Consider the following 19,833-nt stretch of genomic DNA (forward strand, 5'->3'; position numbering starts at 1 on the left):
ACTAGAACTTATTATGCCCTTAGAATATATAATTAAATAAAATTCGGTGGTATTGGTGAGTCACTTCGGCGAGTTACATACACAATGCAATCATCATCAGCTTGATTACTAAATGCCCTGCTATGTTCAATAGGTACCGAGAATGTATCACCTTCGTTGAGCTTTAATACCTCTTCACCTAAGTCGATTGTTAAGAACCCTTGGTGAACAAAAATAACTTCCTCTTCAAAACGAATGTGTTGTGCAATCTGTGCATTCGGCTGAAGTTTTAAAGCGGAAATATTAAACCCATGTGGCCAGTTTAGTTGCGTTTGAATGAGCGTATCAGCATTTAAATTACCAACTAGTGGGGCTTCATAAACACCTTTAAACTGGCTCAGGTAAGAGCGCTGTTGCCAATTGAAGTTCGTTGCTCTAACAACTGTTTCAGCAAGCTCTTCATTGGTAATCACTCTGTGTTGCGCTATTTGTTCTTTACTCGTCACCGCCATGGGTTTAACCCCATCTGGAATTTCTTCATTTAGAGTGGTATCAACTAAACTACCATTTTCTAATAGTATTAAGCCAAACTCTTTTGCCATATCAAATACTTGTGGAGCCCATAACACTCGACCCGGATCATCACTACCCAGTACTGCATATAAGTAACCAATATCATCGCCTACGTTTTCAAAGCCTCTAAAAATATCCAGTGGGATTGAAATGATATCGCCTGCATTTAAAATTACTTTGGCATCTTTACCCTCTACACCGGTGTAAAATGCCCACGTACCAGTGTGGACAACAAAAATCTCTTCGGTTAAGTGGCTATGCTGTGAATTTAAACATCCCGCAGGCTGGCGTGCACCACCAATATTAAAACCATGAGGGATCGAAATATGGACATGCTGATTCGGGTTCTCGGCAACGCCTGGACCAATAATAGTAAAATTTTCTTTTTGATCGCTACCTGGCGAACGTGTATCTATAAAAGCATTTTTGCACGGAATTAAATCATTGTATCGTACTAAGCGCTCTGCAAATAAACTCATTACTATCTCCTTAATTAATTATTGAGCGGTCCAGCCGCCATCAATTTTTATACTTGTACCCGTGATCATTGCCGACAATTCACTCAGCAAAAATACACAGGCATTAGCAACATCACCTGTTTGAGCGATTTTTTTCATTGGGATCATCTCATAAACAAATTTATTAAAAGCGGGGTCTGCTAACATAGGTTTGGTCATTGGGGTTTCTACAAATGTTGGAGCCACTGTATTAACTCTTACATTTTGTGTTGCTAATTCAACAGCAAGCGCTTTTGTTAGCCCTTCCACCGCATGCTTGCTCATGCAATACAAACTGCGATTGGCCGAGCCCACAAAACCCATTTGCGATGACATATTAACCACAGTCCCAGCACCTGAGGCTATTAAGGCTGGCAATGCCGCTTGGCTAATTTTGTAAACACTACTAATATTCATCGCAATTACATCATCAATATTCTGATCTGTTTGCTCAAGTATGGGAGCAACACGATTAATGCCTGCATTGTTAAGCAAACCATCTAGTTTAGAAAGCTCACGTAATCGTTCAAAAAATGCATCGCTATTTATATCAAGTGGCCAAATTTCTATTTGTGCAGGCGCGTATTGTTTTAGCTGTTCTAAATCTTGTTTTGTTCTAGCCACCGCAATCACGTTTGCGCCAGCAGCAACGCACTTTTCTACGCACGATTTGCCAATGCCTTTACCCGCTCCTGTAACTAAAATGGTCTTACCAAGTAACAGTGTTTTATCAAATCCCATTCTTTCACCTAAATTCTATATTGCATTCGAAGTCATTATTAATTAGAGTGCAGTTAGATGCAAGACATTATTTAACCAATGCGTCTCACCAAATGTGTATATAAAAACGATTCACAAAGGATATTAGCAATGATAAAGCACTTAAAAAAGGGTCAACCATCTGACTCAAAAGAAAAACAAAATCAATCAGTAAGAGATATTGTAGAGAATATTTTGGCACGTGTTGAATCCGAGGGTGATGCAGCAATTCGCGAGTATTCAGAACAATTTGACAAGTGGACTCCGAAGTCCTTTAAGCTTTCTACTGAAGAAATCAAAGCGTGTTATGCACAACTTGATGAGCAATTAATCGAGGATATTAAATGGGCACAAAGCCAAGTTAGAAACTTTGCGCAAATTCAGCGTGACTCTATGAAAGATGTTGAAGTCGAAACTTTACCCGGTGTTACACTAGGTCATAAACATATCGCAATGGATAGCGTCGGTTGTTATGTACCTGGTGGTAAGTACCCATTATTAGCTTCTGCCCATATGAGTGTGCTTACCGCTAAAGTAGCGGGTGTTAAACGTGTTATCGCAATGGCCCCGCCTTTTAATGGTAAACCATCACCTGAAATTGTTGTTGCTATGGATATGGCAGGTGCAGATGAAATATACTGCTTAGGCGGCGTGCAAGCCGTTGCTGCCATGGCAATTGGTACGCAAACTATTGCCCCTGTAGATATGATTGTCGGTCCAGGTAATGCCTTTGTAGCAGAGGCTAAGCGCCAGCTATTTGGTCGTGTAGGTATTGACTTATTTGCAGGCCCTACTGAAACACTGGTTATTGCGGATGACAGCGTTGATGGTGAGCTATGTGCTGCCGATTTACTAGGACAAGCAGAGCACGGTCCGACTTCTCCTGCTATTTTACTGACTAATTCTGAGCAATTAGCTAAAGATACAATGGCCGAAGTACAGAGACAGCTGACTATTTTACCTACTGCCGATATAGCAGGCGTAGCATGGCAAGATCATGGTGAAGTCATTGTGTGCGACACTTATGAAGAAATGATTGAAGTAGCAAACGACTTGGCTTTTGAACACGTACAAGTAATGACTAGCAACACAGGTTACTTTAAAGATAACATGCAAAACTTTGGCGCCTTATTTTTAGGTCCACAAACGAATGTCTCCTATGGTGATAAATGTATTGGTACCAACCATACACTACCCACAGGTAGAGCAGCGCGTTATACTGGCGGACTATGGGTAGGAAAATTCATAAAAACATGTACTTTCCAACAAGTAACTGAAGAAGCCTCAGTAGTTGTTGGTGAGTATTGTTCACGTTTATGTGCTGCAGAAGGGTTCGCTGGTCACAAAGAACAAGCAGACATACGAGTAAGACGATATAGGAAATAAATCATTGTCAAAGCAAAAAAAAGTCACCTCATACGATGTAGCCCGCGAAGCGGGTGTTTCACAATCGGCGGTATCACGTGTATTTAGACCCGGATTTAGTGTGTCTAAAAAAACCCGTGAAAAGGTAATCGCTACGGCCAATGAAATGGGCTATCGCCCTAATGCCATTGCCCGTATGTTGATCACCAAACAATCAGGTATGGTTGCGGTGATATTATCATCGCAGGCTAACCTAAATTACCCTGAGGTACTCTCTGAGCTTAATAAAGAGCTAGCACTTAATAATAAACGAGTGCTGCTTTTTACACTAGATAATGCCGACGAGCTAGACGAATTACTTGAAAACATTTGGACATTTCAGGTTGATGGCGTAATTGCCCTAGCCGCCCATTTTGATAGTAAAAGCTTAGATTTATTTGCTAAACACAGTACGCCTATTGTGCTTTATAACCGCAATGTGCCCGAGTCGAATGCAAACACGGTTTGCTGCAATCATGACAAAGGCATTAAACAGTTAATAGACTTATTACACCAAGCTAATCATAAATCGTATTTAATAATTGCCGGCCCTACTGATTCTGACGTGGCAAACGAACGCAGAGAAATTGCCGAAAATTATTTACACACTCTTGGGGTAGAATACCCCCCAGTTATTTATGGTGATTATGGGTATAAATCAGCACGTGAAGCACTAAATGAATGGTTAAAAAAACACCCCAAGCCCGATGCCATAATATGCAGCAACGATGCAATGGCCATTGGCGTAATTGATGAACTAAAAGAAAACTTTCATATAAATGTCCCCGACGATATATCGGTAGTAGGGTTTGATGGTATAAGCGCTTCATCGTGGTACAACTATCAAATAACCACAATACAACAACCTATGAAACAGCTAACCAAAGCCGCTGTAGACATACTCATGGAGCGTATTGAAAACCCTCAAGCGGCGGCAGAAGCGCGAGTTTTTACTGGTTCATTAATTGAGGGGAACTCTATTAAAACACGTTAAATTAAGGAATTTTTGTGGCCAAAAATCCTGTTTATATTTTACCTGGTACATTGTGTAACCAGCGTATGTTTGCAGCGCAAATAGTTGCGCTGAAAAATGCGGGTTACACGCCCCATGTTATACCATTTACCCAGCAAGCAAGCATTGCGGAAATGGCAGAGCTTACTAAAACCATAGCCCTTGAACCCGCGCCTTTTATTGGTTTTTCAATGGGCGGTATTGTTGCGCTTGCCCTTTTAAAATCAAACCCTGAACTGATACAATCACTGTGTTTAATATCTAGTAACCACCTAGCGGATAAGCCAGAACGCCCTGCGATTAGACTCAAGCAAATAGCACAAGCAAACAGTACCAATATTGAAGATGTATTAAAAAGCGACTTTTTACCACATTATTTCCACCAGCCAAATGAGCAATACTCTCAAATAGCCTTAACCATGGCAAACGAACTTGGCGTTAACGCTTTTAGTGCGCAACTGCAAGCACTTGCCACCCGTGAAGATACCTTAAACATTATTGCGCAAACCGCTAAAAAGTTGCTGTTCATTGGTGGTGAACATGACGTTTTATGTCCAACTAACATTCAGCAAACCATGCATAATGCCTGCGCTAATAGCGATCTTATTTTATTAGGTAATTGCGGGCACTTTATCCCTCTTGAGCGAAGCAACACATTAAACGTAATACTTTTAGATTGGTTGGAGTCTTTATCATGAATTTAAAACAAAAATTAAACGCCAAACAGTTACTGCTTGGCACATTTATTAAGAGCACGCATTATCATAATACTGAGGTACTCGCGCATACTAACCTAGATGTACTATGCCTTGATGCTGAGCATGCTCCCTTTGATAAAGGCGATTTAGACAGCTGTATTATGGCAGCGCGTACTAAAAACATGCCCACACTAATACGGGTTAGTAATACCGATCACGCCACATTATTAAGCAGTTTAGATATGGGCGCAGAGGGTCTTGTACTACCGCACATAAAAACGCCAGCGCAAGCCAAAGCGATTATTAAAAACTGCTTTTATGGAAACAATGGTCGAGGTTATGCTGGCTCTAGCCGTTTTGCAGGTTATACCACCCATGCTTTAACTGATAACTTAGCAGCGAATAAGTCATCGACCTGCATTATTGCTCAAATAGAAGATGCCGATGCACTGGAGTATATTGAGCAGCTATGCCAAATAGACGAAATTGATTGCATTTTTATAGGCCGAATGGATTTAACTATTTCTCTTGGCGAAACCAACCCTAGTGCACCGAGTGTTTTAGAAGCAGTAACAAAAATAGCCAATGCGGCAGCCAAGTATAATAAATGTTGTGGCATGTTTGTCGGTAACTTGAGTGAGCTAAGTCATTGGCAGTCACTCGGGGTAAGCTTTTATTTATTAGGCTCTGATCATAGCTTTTTATTAAGCGGCGCTAAGCAATTACGTAACCAGTTTGATATTACAATGAGCACGGTAAAATAATGAGTATTCACAATAACAACAAAGCGCTAATACAGGGTTTTACAGAGGCACTGTATAACTTTGATCAGCAAACCTTACAGGCACAAATCAATCGCGTATTTGCCGATGACGCGCTCATTCAACTATGTTATCCGTTTGAAACCCTCGCAAACCCTAATGTACTTATTGAACAAGCCTATTTACCACTTAGCAAAGCATTTGTTGGCTTAGAGCGCCGTGACACCATTGTTATGGCAGGTAGCTCAATTAACAACTCTGAATGGGTTGGTTGTTGCGGTTATTATACCGGCTCATTTGAAAAGCCATGGCTTGATATCCCCCCTACAGGCCACCAAGTGAGCATGCGTTTTCATGAATTTTATCGCATAAAAAATAACAAAGTAGTTGAAGTACAAGCTATTTGGGATATTCCTGAAGTAATGATGCAAGCCAATGTGTGGCCGCTCTCTGCTAGCTTAGGAAAAGAGTGGCATGTACCAGGCCCTGCCTCTCAAGATGGGTTAATCACAAGCCCATATAATACAGAGCAAGCAGCGCAAAGCTTAAAACTTGTCGGCGATATGTGTGAGCATCTGGGGTTTTATGCAACAGGTGGCATAGCAGCTATGAAGCTAGAACAGTTTTGGCACCCACACTGTAGCTGGTATGGACCAAGTACTATAGGGACCGCACGGGGTATAAAAGGCTTTAGAAACTGGCACCAAATTCCATTTTTGAACGCCCTACCCAACCGTGTAGGCGATGCTAGCAAAGGTTATTTGTTTGCCGATGCAAACTATGTTGGGTTTACCGCATGGCCAGGTATGAGCATGACCATAAGCCACGATGGATGGCTAGGTATTGCACCTGCAAATCAAAACATTACCATGCGAAGCTTAGATTTTTGGCGTACTGAAAACAACCTCATCCGCGAAAATTGGGTATTAATAGATATGCTCGACGTTTACAATCAAATTGGCGTAGACGTACTCGCACGTATGAAAGAGCTTAGCAAAGCGCGCTACTTAAACTTTGCTCCCTAACTGCCCGTAAAATGTAAAAAGCTCTGTAATAACAGAGCTTTTTTAAATATTAACCGTACTATGTCCCTGGGTTTGCAATACTTTGAGTGCGTTTTAAAATATCTAACCCTTGCTGTTTTAGCCAGTAAGGAATATCAATAATAACCCAGTTTTCCACGAGTTTATCCCCTTCACGATGATAAACATCAACTACACGCATATCAGCTGGGGTATTCGCACCAGGTAAGCCTAAAAACCCCCCAATCGCAGTATTAGATAAATTCGGCCAACCAAAAAAGCAGGCAAATTCATCTTCAGCAAAACGGCAAATGTGGCCATTAAACACTTTACCCGTTAACCCTTCTCTAAACGGGTACATGTGCTGTTGTTGGTATCGCTCAATAGTATATGTAGCACCTATGCCGGCAGGGCCATACCACGCCATGTTTTTATCCCATGTTTTTGCTAGTACTTCAGGCGGACACGTATCGATACCACTTATGTTAAGCGCTGTAAGGTTATCAATCATCTGATTCACCAGCGCCATGGTTTTTTTACTTTGCTCATCATTGCTTTTACCTAAGCGTATGCCATCGTGAGTACGCGGGCCTGGGTAAGTAAAGTATTGCCCAGTAGAGAGCGGTAGTGGATTTAAACCAACTTGCAACATTAACCCAATAATATCGACAAAAAAACCTGTTTCAATAATTTGCCCTTCTTTAACGCAGTTAAACTCAGCGTAGCGAATGGTCACCAGCTTATGAGAAGGGGCAATGCCTAGCCAATCGTTATCGAATAAGCCCATAAAGTGACCCATACTCATTACCCACTCGCCGCCATCCGCTTCACTTTGCCCTGCAATAAAAATATCTTCACGGCGTTGCAATGCACTAAAAGATCGAAATAACGGCTGCCAAACTTGTGCAATGACAGCATTAGCATTATTCAGCTCATTAAACGGGTGAACCCCTTTAAAACGGTAATCATCCGTCATGTATTTATTAAATACTAAATTTAAATCAGTACCTTGCGTTTTTTCTAATGCAGCATGGAATTGACGAACTAGCTGCTTATTATTGATTGTTTCTGCCATGATGTTTCCTTGTTGTTTTCGCAGTCAAATTTAAACTCTCAAGCCGCACATAAATATGCATTAGCAAAATGTATTCTATTTAAAGAGTAATTAAAAGCCTGTGAATAATAAGTTATAAATTGGTTTAAAATAATACTAATGACAATTGACTTCGAAGTCAAAGTGATTCATGATGATTCAAAATAAAAAATACAAATAGGCTCTTAAGCCCGTAAAACCTAATCTAACAGGATTAATTATGAATGATTTTGGATTATTGAATTGGAGCATTCTCATCGGGTACATTATTGCTAATCTCATACTAGGATTTGTAATAAGTAAAAAGGTGAGTAGTGCTAATGACTTTTATATTGGCAGAAAAACTACACCATGGTGGGCCATCGGCATATCGGTAGTGGCTACCTATGTAAGTGCCCTTACCTTTTTAGGCGCACCTGCGTGGTCATACAAAGAAGGCCTTTCTGTTATTGCTATTCACTTAAACTACCCACTGGTTATTGTGGCAGTGGTGTGTTTGTTTTTCCCGTTTTTTTATAATGCCGGTGTCGCGTCTATTTACGAGTACCAAGAACGGCGATTTGGAAAAAAAGCTCGTATTTTAATCTCCACAATTTGGCTTATTTCGCAAACAATGGGCTCAGCCGCTGTCCTTTATGCCACATCCTTAGTACTGGCATTTATTGTTGATATAAACGTTATTACGGCGATATTTTTAGTCACTATTATCGCTCTTATTTACACCATGCTAGGTGGCATAACCGCTGTTATTTGGACTGATGTAATTCAGTCGGGCATTTTGTTTATTGGCGCTGGTATTATTATGTATGCGCTAATTACCTCTATGGACGGTTCATTTAGTTCAACACTGACAGAGTTAAAAACAAAAGGTAAGTTAGACCCGCTCAACTTCTCGTTCGACTTTACACAAGTGACCACCGTATGGTCCGGTGTGCTAGCCATGTCGCTGTACCATATTACTGTGTATGGCACTAACCAAATGATGGTACAACGCACGCTTGCAGCTAAAAATATTGGTGATGCCAAAAAGTCGTACCTACTTATGGGCTTCATTGCATTTTTTATTTACCTCTTTTTTATAGTTATGGGTGTGTTGTTTTATAGCTATTACGGTGGACGCACATTTGAAAACGACAATTTAATTATCCTACAGTTTGCAGCCGATTATGGCCTACCAGGATTAATGGGGATTATAGCTGCAGCAGTCATGGCAGCTTCTATGTCGAGCCTTGATTCAGCACTTAATTCGCTTTCGACTATTAGCACCATCGACTTTTATAAAAAGTACTTTGCGCCAGATAAAAATGATGTCCATTACTTAAACGTTACTCGTTTATTTACCTTAGGGTGGGCTGTGATCATTATTGTGCCTGCAATTATGTACCACCTTTATAGCGAAGGCTCAATTTTAGAAATACTCACCAAAGTTGGCTCTTACTTTGTTGGTGCTCAGCTGGGAATGTTTGCTCTAGGTTTTTTCTCTAAACACACCACCGAAAAAGGATTGCTAATAGGTACTTTGATATCGTTTGTAACCGTTGCTGTATGTGCCCTTTATACCGATATTGCGTGGCCTTGGTACTGTGCAATAGGCGCCATTACCTGTGTGCTATTTAGTATTGCATTAAGCATTGCATTTGATGGCTTTCAAAATGATTACAACGAATACACGATTAAAGGCCAACTAAAAGCATTTAAAGAACAAAATCGCCCAGAAAAAGAAAATGGCTGGTACTTAGTGCCTGGTAAGTTCGACTCAATCAACTACTGGTTACTTGGCTTTTTTGTACTGAGCTTTGTCTCCCTCATGTTATTTGAATATTTTGTGTAAGGTGAAATAAATGAATACTTTAGAACAACTTTTTGAAAACTTTAGCGCTGCAGAATTGCCAAATCAAGCATTACTCTCAGACTCCGTTCAATGGCAGGTAAGTCACCCTTTTGAGCCTATTAGCACAAAAGAAAATGTCATTAATGACTACTTTTCAGTACTTAAAAATGCATTACCTGATATAGAGCGTAAACCATTTATCTCTATTCAAGGTGACTATAAAGGCGAGCAATGGATCTGTGCCACAGGTTACTTTAGCGGCACATTTACTCAGCCATTACTGGGGATTCCTGCCAGCGGTAAAAGTGTCTTTATTCGATACAGCGAAATGGCGCAAATAGAAAACAATCAAATTGTTAATGTTTATACTTTTTTAGACTTCATCGATGTAATGAACCAAGTAGGCGTAAACCCACTGCGCCCAAGTTTAGGCTATTCAGGCTTAATAATGCCCCCCACTACACTTGATGGCGTCCCATGGACTGCAAAAAGCGAGGAGCTTAGCCAAACTAACGAGCAACTCGTGGTTGATATGCTCACAGAGCTTGGCCGCTACGATGGCGAAGATTTATACAGCATTAATTTAGAAAAATACTGGCACCCAGATTTTATTTGGTACGGTCCTGCAGGCATAGGCACAACCCGTGGTATTAGCGGTTTTAGAGAGCATCACCAAGGGCCATTTTTAAAAGGGTTTCCTGATCGCGGCATTAATAAAACCCTGTGTTTAGTGAGTCACGATAACTTTGTAGCCACCGGTGGCTGGCCACATATGTACGGAACTCACACCGGCGAAGACTGGTTAGGTTTACCGCCTTCAGGCAATAAACTCTTCCCGCGAGTTATGGATTTTTGGCGCTGCGAAAACGGTATTTTAAAAGAAAACTGGGTCGCTATTGATATCCCTCACTTATTAGATGGTATGGGCATTGATATTTTTGAGCAAATGCAACGCAAAATAGGCGCAGCTAAATAAGAGGTAAGTATGAATAAACACAATAATATGACCCAACCTTACTGGCTACCATTAGCAAACGTGTTAAATCCGCAAGGTAACAAGCAGCAGCCTTTAATAGGCTTTGATGACGAGTTTGTCGATATCGTTGATTACATTTTGCGTATAACACACCGCATTTGGGAACAAAAAAACATTGGCCTCTGTTATCGCTATTACGCCGACTTATGTCCCGTATTTACCCTAGGTGCCTACGGCGAAAACATAGAAGATGTCATTCAAGGCACACTTAAAACCATTGCAGCCTTCCCCGACAGAAGTCTGATTGGCGAAAACGTGGTGTTTTCAGAAGAAGCCAACGAGCACTATTATTCATCACACTTAATTAGCAGCGTGATGACCAATACAGGTAATTCTGAGTTTGGCCCTGCAACTCATAAAACTGGCCGCGTAACCACAATTGCTGACTGCGTGTGTTTTGAAAATAAAATAGTAAAAGAATGGCTAGTACGCGACAACGGCTTTTTAGTTAAACAACTGGGCCTAAATATTATTAATGTAGCCAAGCACATGGCGCAAATACCCAGTAATGACAAACACACCCTGTGGCTTGAAGAAGAATTCAACCGTGTTCGCGCGATAGATCACCGCGTCGCAAGTACCCCGATTTTAGCTGAGGAATTGGCTGCCTTTGCACATAATTGGCTAGATACTTTATTTAATCAAAAACAGTTTGCGAAAGTACACGAGTTTTACAACTTAACAGCCACACAACAATGGCCTAGCGGCAGAATGGCTACTGGCCTTGCACAAATAAACGGCGTGTTTTTGCAATTTTTTGCAAACTGCCCTGACGCTAAGCTCACGGTTGATCATTTAGCGATCACCCCATTTAACGAAACCACCACCGATGTCGCTATTCGCTGGTCACTTGCGGGGCATTTTAACCCGCAAAATAGTAAGTTAAAGGCGTTAAAACAACAACCTTACTTTATTTTAGGCGCATCACATTTACGCATTAAAAACGAAAAGATTATCGAAGAGATCACGGTTTTTGATGAAGTGGCACTTTATGCAAACTTATTTAAAGCACATGCATTAATTAACGAAGCACAGTTGGAGGAAAATGCATGATCAACGCTATTATCGATTTATACACTAAAGCCGACATTGAAACTCTAAGCGGTAAACTACTACGCAGTAGCCGTTGGCAGCAACACCATTTTACGGCGATGGGTGCTTTGCAAGCACAGCCATTATGGCTTAGCTTTTTAGCTCAGTATGGTGTTTCAGAGCTAGTATCGCAGGCACACAGTAAAGGGGAAGAACGTGAAACCCTACAGCTGGTTTTACAGCCTAAAAAGCTTAAACACCCGGTGCGCTTAACGTTTGTAATTAAACATAACAACACCTTTATTAAAACAATAAAGTGTATAGTGGATACGCTGTCGCTGGCTAATAACGAGTATGTAAATACAACGCTAAATAACAACTCGGTTATTCCTAAACTACCAAAAAGCGATCCTATTATTGTTAGCGATTTAGATAATCAGCTACACCCTACTACTTTTCATGCAACGCCCAGCGCTATCTGCGAGCTACCCTCTCACATTGCTCGTACTTTAGATAACTGGTGGCAAATTTGGCAAACCAACAACCTGGCTCACTTTAATTCACTTTATACTCCAAGCGCTACAGCTATCCTTGCAGGTAATACAGAGCCCCAGCCGGTTAGTGCACTGCTTGATCGCCATTTAGACTTTACACAATCACTAAGCAGACGTTATGCCCAGCTAGAAATCGTTGAGTATGACAACGCTAAAAACCAAGCCACCGTATGTTGGACCCTCGATGGCAGCTTTAACGTTAAAAACGTACGTGTACGTCAGCAAATAATTACAGTAATTACTATTAACGATAAACTGATCGCCGACGAAGTAATGCAATTTGATACACTGGCGCTAAGCCAACAATTTGAACTATAAGGTAACCTTTGTCACTTCCCTTCAAGCGCTCACTGAGCGCTTTTTTTGTTTTAGCCTTTAATTATTTACGGGGAGTCCACATAAGACCCTAGGGCGTGTTGACCTTTCGCGATTGATTTTGCAGCAGTATGTTTGGTATTTAGGCAAGGAAGAGCCTATGTAGTGTGGTTGTTCCTCATAAATAGGCGATAACGTAGTATAAATGCCAAACATGCGCTGCCCAAAGGGTTCTTCCTAGGGCGATTAACTCTTTGTTGCCTACATGGATTGTAGGTAAGGGGCGTGAGCAGGACGCGGAAGCTTTGCTCGGTTTTTACTTAGCCCGCTAGGTTACAAACCTCGCGCCGCGATTAAATCGCCCCTAGATTGAACAAATTTCAATCCACAAAGGTCAACACGCTCTAATGACAGTGAAAAAAGTATTTGCAAAAAGAAACACTGAACATGGCCGAAATTTATAGTTCTCAGAGGATTAAGCTTCCAATATAAAGCTAATAAAGGCGCACTTAATGGATACAAGTAAAGGCTTGTTAAGCACAATAGTAAGGCTAACCACGAGCTTAAAATAAAAAAAGCCAGCTAATAAATAGCTGGCTGAAAGTGATGACCGTTGCGGCTATTTTCGGAAACTCTAAAACTGATATTTTAAGCTTGCGCCCCACGTCCGTGGGTTGCTCCAGTTAGCTTGTACTGAGTTGGCAGGTAAACCGTCAACAATTTGTGAGTGCACTACGCCTCGGGTTAAAATAGCTTTATCACCAATGTTTTTAATGTACGCTTCTACTTGAACACTGTCGTTTATGTACCACGTTAAGCGTGCATCAGCCATTAAATGCGCATCTACTTGCACCTCTGGAATATTCGTATCAAACGCGTAGTAATCGTCGAGGTAATTCATTTGAATGTACGGTACTAAGTACGAATCTCCGCCCAAGCTAAACTCGTAACGAGCCGATAAACCAACACTGTACTCAGGTGCCATAGCCGGGCTCCAGCCTTCAAAACTAAACTGACTAGCATTGTCGTTAATGTCTTGGCGGCCACCTTGGTTACCCAGTGCCAGTAACGGGCGTAATTGCTCGTTGCCAACGGCGTAGCCATCTGCAAACTCACTATCTAGCAACGATAAAGTTCCTGTTAGCGTTAAGCTATCTATTGGTACCCATTGTATATCTGCTTCAAGGCCTACCGTTTCTACATCACCACCATTTTCGTAGTATTCAAATGTAGTGGCTGTGCCTGCAGATACACACTCTAAAACCGTATCGCCAGTGGTTGTATCGTTACATGAAGTTGCAAATAACTGTGCTTTTACATCTTCGTATTCATTCATAAATACAGAAAGATTTACACGCATTGCGCCATCGAGCAAATAGCTCTTCATTCCCATTTCGTAGGAAATAACATCTTCGTTATCATAAAGTGGATCCGCACCACGTGCTACAACGCGCGAGTCGTTAGCGCCACCGGTTCTGTAGCCTGTCGCTACACTTGCATACACCATAATATCGTTATTAATGTCGTACTCGGCAGCCGCTTTATAAAGCAGGGCTGAATCATCCCAATCTGGTATTGTATCGCCAGTAAATGTTTTGTCGTCTTGGTTTACACGCAACCCACCTACCACGCGCAAATCTTCTGTTACTTGGTAGCGTAATTGTCCATACGCCGCAATTGATTTAGCCGTATGAGGGTCGTAATCAGGGTTCCCCCACGAAGGCACTACAACAGAGTCAGATATACCGTCGCCTGTGGTATCTGTATGCGATAACCAGCTCCAGTCGGCTTCTTGATCAAAGTAGTAAAGGCCACCAATCCACGAAAAATCACCATCGTCGTTAGAGGCAAGCTGTAACTCAGAGGATAAAGTTTTTTGGTCATCCTCACGGCCAAAGCCACCCACAAAATCAATACCGCCATCGCTGTAGTCGTTATCGTAATATTGCTTACCACTAAGTGTTGAGTAATTAGTGGTCCATTTAATATCAGCAAAGTCGGTATACCACTCAAGTGCTAATGTGGTCGAAAAGCTTTCTTGCTTATCAAGTGAAAATCCATTGCGGTAAACATCATACGGGCCAAGATCTTCGTGCTGCGCATCACTTGGCTGATAAATATGCCCCTCGGTTACTGTAGGCGTGGTGTTAAATACACCCGAACCCGGCGAGGTTTCTTCAATTTGGTAGCCCGCTATTTGCTGATAACCCCAAATAGCTTCTGAGTTTGAGTCTTTACGTGAATAGTCAAAGCGTACTGTGGCATTAAACTTTTCGTCTGGTTCCCACTTGGTAACGTTACGCATATAAAACTGATTTTTTTCACGTAGGTCATCCGAAGGCCCTGGAATGACCAAATTATTGATATAACCATCGTGGCGATCAGAAGCCACTACAAAACGGGTTGCCACCGTGTCACTCATAGGGATATTTATGATACCTTCATAAGCGCTGCGGTTATAACTACCTGTTTCAACTTTTACACTCCCCAGTAAATCATCAAAAACAGGTTGGTTCGTAATGATATTAATGCTACCCGCAAACGTATTACGGCCATATAACGTACCTTGCGGCCCACGTAATACTTCTATACGTTGTACATCCACCAGCGCACCTAAGCCCGATGAAGTAGTAGGTACATAAATTCCATCTTGAAATATACCTACAATTTGCTCGGCAATACCGGTGCCAGCTACACCTACTTCATTTGTACGTGCGCCACGCATAGCAGGGCGAACCTCACCACCCGATGACCCCATACGTAAGCCAGGTACAACCTGCTCAAGACCCGTCACGTCAATAATACCAGCACGGGCAATATCGCCTTCCCCTAATGCCGTAATTGATGATGATACTTCCTGCAGATCTTGTGATCGTCGGTTTGCAGTTACCGCTATGCGCTCAATGGCAGGCTCTTTAACTTCTGCTTTAACTTGTTCTAGCACTTGTGCCGATTCAGGCTCTTGTGCTGCGTGGGCATTCATTGTGGTTGCTGCAATAGCGGTAGTCACAGCAAAATGAACGAGAGTCGTTGTAAATTTAGCTTTCATTATAATTATTCTCCCGATTATAAAATATATTAAGTTCTCCCCAAAACCTACATTTTCAATTACTACAGTAAACAGCTTGTATTAATTGAAAATGCATTAATACAAAATAGACTTCGAAGTCAAAAATATCAACACATTTATGCAACAAATTTAACAAATAAATATATTAACCCTATAAAACAATGAGATATAATATGTTAAATATTGATTTCGAAATAAAAATATAACGATACCTACGAATAATAAAAACTCGATTTACGGCCTAGTAGCATTTAAAACTGCTGCTGAAGATATAGAGCTGCTTTTTAGATCTGACGTGGTGACAAGCCTTTCCATTTGCATGGAAGCCTTAAAGGTAAGGCTATATCTATTTAACAAAGCGTAGCGAAATCAAGAAGGCTTTTTTCGCCTGTGCCACCCTATACTAAAATATCGACAAAGTGTTTTCTGAATCATATGTAGCACAGATAAAACTAATACTTGAAAAGGTTGGTTACGACTATGAAATTGATAATAGTTGCTTCCAATATAGCCAAAAGATTAGGAGATGTTGAACTTTAAGGCTGAATTTGTAGCTGTTTGTTTTGTTTAATAGGCTCACAGCAAAGCTGTGAGCCATAAGTTTTTAAAAGTTAATACGAGTGTTTAATCTAAATGTACGTCCTGTATGATATTGATAAACCGTACGTGACTTAGTTGCTTCACCTTCAAGTGGGCTACCTTCATCAAAAGTAACACCGCCCGCTTGTAAGAATCGGCTAGTGAAATATTGTCTAACACCTTCATCTGTTAAATTAGCGACTTGAAAAGAAACACTGATATTATCATTCACTTTATAGCTTGCTGAGAAATCAAGGGTTTGACGACCTTCTTCCCAAAGTGAACCATTCTCCCAAGAGCGTTGCACTAACTGATCCGTTGTACCTTGGTACGATAAACGTAATTGGTGACCATTTTTCTCCCAGAAACCCGTTAAGTTGTAGCTGTGTTCAGGTGTATAAGCAACAGCAAGTGATGGCACTTTAACGCTGCTATCGATAGAAGAAACTTCTTGGTCATACTCTGAATCTTGATAAGTATAGTTAGCCTGCATACCTAAACCAGACCAAATACCTGGTAGGTTGTCGTAGGTTTGCATGTATTGTAGCTCTAGACCTTTGATAGACGCACCTTTACCATTTTTAATACGGGTAGTATTAAATTTGGCACACATTTGCTCTAAATCACCTGAATACATCCAGTCTAACTTATAATCCTGGCCACCTTGGAAACGTTTAGGCATACACCCTTCTAAACTATCTTGACCGGCAATCAGAACGAGATCATTTGCATCATAGGTTTCGCCTTCTGTTAAACCTACGTCACGTAAATCATCCATGTAAGTAACGATTGTTTCTGACTCTTCAAAGTTAGTCATATCTTTATAAAACAACGTAGCCGCTAATAAACCTGACTTGTTAAAGTACCATTCATAAGATAAATCTAGATTAAATGATTCAAGAGGATCTAGTTTAGGATTCGTCAATGTAATCGAGTTATTACGGTTTTCACCACCCCATTGTGTTTCTCTAACTTTAAAACCAGGGCGAAGAGAATCAATTTGTGGACGCGCCATGGTTTTTGATGCAGCAAAACGAATGATTGTGTCTTCACTATATAAATAATTTAAGTTTAAACTCGGTAAGAATAAATCATATTCGTGTTCATCCGTAACAGCAAATGAACGTAAGCTTCTATCCTCCGTTGGTAATAAATTACCTGCTTCATCATAAACACGTTCACCATAAATCCAGTGCTTTTCTGTAGACACATCAGAGTGACGCCATAACCACCATTCAGATTCATTTGGGTTCCCTTGAATTGCATTAGGATCATGACACGGACCTTGATCTGGGATCCTAACATCATCAGTCTTATCATTGGTTCCTAAGGTGTCATAACCCAAACCATCCGTTCTAGACCAACGACTTTCTTCATTATAATTCGTACCATAAAACAAAGTTGCTGCACACAGCGGTAAACTTGAATCACGCAGTTCAGCAAGCTTAAATGGGTCCATTAAACGGGCATTATTTGAAGGGTCAAACGCAAATTGCACACCTGATGCACCTTGAACTTCAACCGTTGTTTTAACATAACGAACACCGACATCACCAGTTATACGGCCATCTAGTAACTCAAAGTTAAGTTTGGTATAAAATGCAAGGTTGTCTAATTCTGTATTTCTTGTATTTGAGTCATCTGTTTCAAATGCAACTTCAGGGCTACCTAACGCAACTTCAAACGCCTTGAAAGCTGAAAAACTATTCCAGCCGTCAGTAACATTGTCGCGTCCATAACCAAGGCCCGCCATAAAATCATCAACAGGGAACTCATTGCCATCAGTAATCATGGCTCCGGTTATATCACGTAAGCCACTGCCTAACACGGCTGGTAAACCTGTATTTGGGTTTGTTATTACAACCCCTTCGCCTACATTGTTAAACGAGCCCTGTTGTGCATCAACATACTTAGTGCGTTTAGACCATTTAGCACCAAACTCTAAAGAACGAAAGTTATCTGAATCTAGAACGTAATCAAAATCTACATATAATGATTTTTGCTCATCTTCAACCGTATTTAAGGTTCTGCCCATATATGATAAATGCTGTGCATCTAATTCGTCCGGATTAAACCCTGTAGTACTGTAGTTATCCCACAGGCTTTCTGGATCACCAAAGGTGTTATGTTCGCCATAGTCAATCAAACCAGTACCGGTTACTAAATTACACTGACCACTAGTGCAATCATAACCTACAGGCTCCATATCTTCTGGCGGTACACCTTTTAAGCTCCACGCACTAATATTGGCAAAATTTTGTAATGCCACATACACAGAGTTATTGGGGACTTGCTCAGTTTTAGAGTAACCAATACCCGCATCCATTGTTAGTGAATCACTGAAGTTATGCTTCATATCTAAAGAAAATATTTGATTGTTATTTTCAAAATCCCCTTCAGATTGTACCAAACCACCACTGCCAAAGCGGTTAACAAACTTAGTAAATGTATTGGTTTCTAAATCAATGGTACGCCAGTCTTGCTCAGGATCCGTAAACTCAGCAGTTACACCTGCCAAGCCAGGGTCTTCACCTTCCACTAAGTTTTTCGTCTCTACTGAGCGAGTATTAATGCCATGCATCGAGTTATTTATATCTTGCTTACCAACAATAGCATTAAAGTTAAGTTCGGTATTTTCTGACGCTCGCCACTGTAAACCTAGATTAAAATTAACCCGATCATTTTGACTTTCATGATATTGATATTGAACTGTACGCGGTGTAATACCGACAGCATTTTCAACGATATTCCCATTTGTATCTTTCGCTAAAGGAGACTGTAAAGCATACCACTCTTTGGCTGAGTATTGATCTTTACGATAAGCATTGGTTTCTTTAACAGCTGTAACAACCACACCAAACGTATCATCAAAAAATTTACGAGAAAAAGTACCTGACACTTTATAGTTATCTTGTTCTGACAGGTCGTTGTAACGGCCTTCAAGCGTCATTGTGTTTATTTCATAATTTAAATCGAGTGGCTTTGTTGTGGTTAAGTTAATATTCGCACCTAATGCCCCTTCTTCATGATCGGCACTTGGAGTTTTTACAACTTCAATCTTAGACAAAATATCTGATGAGTACTGCGATAAATCCACCCCTTGACTATAACCCGTCGAGCCTAGCTGTACACCGTTCATACTAATATTATTTTGCTGAGAGTTAGCACCACGAACAGTCACTCGTGCGCCTTCGCCATCGACAGTCTGTACTGAAACACCCGTTACACGCGATAGCGCATCTGCGATGTTTTGGTCTGTCGATTTACCAATATCCTCAGCATTAATTGAATCAACCACGTTTTCAGCGAAGCGTTTATCGTTTATTGATTTTTTTACACTTGCAGCTAAACCGCTTACTTCAATGATCTCAATATCATCTTCAGCTTCTGTTTTTTCATTTTCTTGTTGTTGTGCATAAATCAAATTCGAAGCAAATAGCGCAGCTGTCAATGCGCTTAATTTGAAAGTTTTCTTTATGGTTGTCATGTGTGTTCCCCGTTGAAGGTTTTATTATGTTGTCAGGTTATCATTTTGTAAACAATAGTATGAGATGCAATTCATTGTCAACTGTATTTTGTTAACAATATTAATTTAATTATAAAAAATGCGAAGCAGCA

General features: G+C 40.8%; 14 protein-coding genes. 9 read left to right on the forward strand and 5 right to left on the reverse strand.

Translation table 11 applies throughout. From position 1 onward, the window contains the following. Positions 1–32: 32 nt before the first annotated feature. Both AAEU30_RS15895 and AAEU30_RS15900 read right to left on the reverse strand, forming a co-directional pair. Positions 33–1,031 carry a cupin domain-containing protein gene (locus AAEU30_RS15895; protein ID WP_421961333.1) on the reverse strand — a complete coding sequence of 333 codons (999 nt, stop codon included), beginning with the start codon at positions 1,029–1,031 and terminating at the stop codon, positions 33–35. Between the two features lie 18 nt (positions 1,032–1,049). Then, on the reverse strand, positions 1,050–1,790 hold the full coding sequence (locus AAEU30_RS15900; RefSeq protein ID WP_421961334.1) for an SDR family NAD(P)-dependent oxidoreductase: 741 nt from the start codon (positions 1,788–1,790) through the stop codon (positions 1,050–1,052). 129 nt (positions 1,791–1,919) lie between these two features. Between AAEU30_RS15900 and hisD the strand changes: the two genes are divergently transcribed. From hisD to AAEU30_RS15925, 5 genes are read left to right on the forward strand one after another with little or no spacing between them, the layout of a single operon-like run. Further along, complete coding sequence (hisD, locus tag AAEU30_RS15905; protein WP_421961335.1) at positions 1,920–3,194, forward strand: histidinol dehydrogenase; 1,275 nt, start codon at positions 1,920–1,922, stop codon at positions 3,192–3,194. A gap of 4 nt (positions 3,195–3,198) precedes the next feature. After that, positions 3,199–4,206, forward strand: a complete 1,008-nt coding sequence (locus tag AAEU30_RS15910) for a LacI family DNA-binding transcriptional regulator (RefSeq protein ID WP_421961336.1) — start codon at positions 3,199–3,201, stop codon at positions 4,204–4,206. A gap of 14 nt (positions 4,207–4,220) precedes the next feature. Then, entirely contained in the window at positions 4,221–4,922 is a 702-nt protein-coding gene (locus tag AAEU30_RS15915) for an alpha/beta fold hydrolase (protein ID WP_421961337.1), read from the forward strand. Further along, a complete protein-coding gene (locus AAEU30_RS15920; protein ID WP_421961338.1) occupies positions 4,919–5,686 on the forward strand; it encodes an HpcH/HpaI aldolase family protein in 768 nt (255 codons plus the stop codon). The genes AAEU30_RS15915 and AAEU30_RS15920 overlap by 4 nt, the downstream gene beginning before the upstream one ends. Further along, a complete protein-coding gene (locus tag AAEU30_RS15925; protein WP_421961339.1) occupies positions 5,686–6,708 on the forward strand; it encodes an ester cyclase in 1,023 nt (340 codons plus the stop codon). The genes AAEU30_RS15920 and AAEU30_RS15925 overlap by 1 nt, the downstream gene beginning before the upstream one ends. Before the next feature lie 58 nt (positions 6,709–6,766). Here the strand turns inward: AAEU30_RS15925 and AAEU30_RS15930 are convergent, their stop codons facing one another. Beyond that, the gene (locus AAEU30_RS15930) at positions 6,767–7,780 is read right to left on the reverse strand and encodes an ester cyclase (RefSeq protein WP_421961340.1); all 1,014 of its coding nucleotides are present in this window, start codon (positions 7,778–7,780) and stop codon (positions 6,767–6,769) included. Positions 7,781–8,018: 238 nt separating this feature from the next. Between AAEU30_RS15930 and AAEU30_RS15935 the strand changes: the two genes are divergently transcribed. From AAEU30_RS15935 to AAEU30_RS15950, 4 genes are read left to right on the forward strand one after another with little or no spacing between them, the layout of a single operon-like run. Beyond that, positions 8,019–9,629, forward strand: coding sequence for a sodium:solute symporter family transporter (locus AAEU30_RS15935; protein WP_421961341.1), 1,611 nt, complete (start codon positions 8,019–8,021; stop codon positions 9,627–9,629). Positions 9,630–9,639: 10 nt separating this feature from the next. After that, positions 9,640–10,605 carry a nuclear transport factor 2 family protein gene (locus AAEU30_RS15940; protein ID WP_421961342.1) on the forward strand — a complete coding sequence of 322 codons (966 nt, stop codon included), beginning with the start codon at positions 9,640–9,642 and terminating at the stop codon, positions 10,603–10,605. Between the two features lie 9 nt (positions 10,606–10,614). Beyond that, positions 10,615–11,718: an ester cyclase gene (locus AAEU30_RS15945; RefSeq protein ID WP_421961343.1), complete on the forward strand. Its 1,104-nt coding sequence runs from the start codon at positions 10,615–10,617 to the stop codon at positions 11,716–11,718. Beyond that, positions 11,715–12,569, forward strand: a complete 855-nt coding sequence (locus AAEU30_RS15950) for a nuclear transport factor 2 family protein (protein ID WP_421961344.1) — start codon at positions 11,715–11,717, stop codon at positions 12,567–12,569. The genes AAEU30_RS15945 and AAEU30_RS15950 overlap by 4 nt, the downstream gene beginning before the upstream one ends. Positions 12,570–13,200: 631 nt before the next feature. Here the strand turns inward: AAEU30_RS15950 and AAEU30_RS15955 are convergent. Next, positions 13,201–15,615, reverse strand: a complete 2,415-nt coding sequence (locus tag AAEU30_RS15955; RefSeq protein WP_421961345.1) for a TonB-dependent receptor — start codon at positions 15,613–15,615, stop codon at positions 13,201–13,203. Between the two features lie 625 nt (positions 15,616–16,240). Further along, positions 16,241–19,702: a TonB-dependent receptor gene (locus AAEU30_RS15960; protein WP_421961346.1), complete on the reverse strand. Its 3,462-nt coding sequence runs from the start codon at positions 19,700–19,702 to the stop codon at positions 16,241–16,243. Between the last annotated feature and the right edge of the window lie 131 nt (positions 19,703–19,833).

Origin of the sequence: Pseudoalteromonas mucoides (genome assembly GCF_049257175.1) — a bacterium.
Taxonomy (GTDB): Bacteria; Pseudomonadota; Gammaproteobacteria; order Enterobacterales; family Alteromonadaceae; genus Pseudoalteromonas.

Excerpts from the sequence above, each read along its gene's own strand:
- AAEU30_RS15895 (WP_421961333.1), bottom strand. The coding sequence starts at position 1,031 with ATGAGTTTATTTGCAGAGCGCTTAGTACGATACAATGATTTAATTCCG.
- AAEU30_RS15900 (WP_421961334.1), bottom strand. The coding sequence starts at position 1,790 with ATGGGATTTGATAAAACACTGTTACTTGGTAAGACCATTTTAGTTACA.
- hisD (WP_421961335.1), top strand. The coding sequence starts at position 1,920 with ATGATAAAGCACTTAAAAAAGGGTCAACCATCTGACTCAAAAGAAAAA.
- AAEU30_RS15920 (WP_421961338.1), top strand. The coding sequence starts at position 4,919 with ATGAATTTAAAACAAAAATTAAACGCCAAACAGTTACTGCTTGGCACA.
- AAEU30_RS15925 (WP_421961339.1), top strand. The coding sequence starts at position 5,686 with ATGAGTATTCACAATAACAACAAAGCGCTAATACAGGGTTTTACAGAG.
- AAEU30_RS15930 (WP_421961340.1), bottom strand. The coding sequence starts at position 7,780 with ATGGCAGAAACAATCAATAATAAGCAGCTAGTTCGTCAATTCCATGCT.
- AAEU30_RS15935 (WP_421961341.1), top strand. The coding sequence starts at position 8,019 with ATGAATGATTTTGGATTATTGAATTGGAGCATTCTCATCGGGTACATT.
- AAEU30_RS15940 (WP_421961342.1), top strand. The coding sequence starts at position 9,640 with ATGAATACTTTAGAACAACTTTTTGAAAACTTTAGCGCTGCAGAATTG.
- AAEU30_RS15945 (WP_421961343.1), top strand. The coding sequence starts at position 10,615 with ATGAATAAACACAATAATATGACCCAACCTTACTGGCTACCATTAGCA.
- AAEU30_RS15950 (WP_421961344.1), top strand. The coding sequence starts at position 11,715 with ATGATCAACGCTATTATCGATTTATACACTAAAGCCGACATTGAAACT.
- AAEU30_RS15955 (WP_421961345.1), bottom strand. The coding sequence starts at position 15,615 with ATGAAAGCTAAATTTACAACGACTCTCGTTCATTTTGCTGTGACTACC.
- AAEU30_RS15960 (WP_421961346.1), bottom strand. The coding sequence starts at position 19,702 with ATGACAACCATAAAGAAAACTTTCAAATTAAGCGCATTGACAGCTGCG.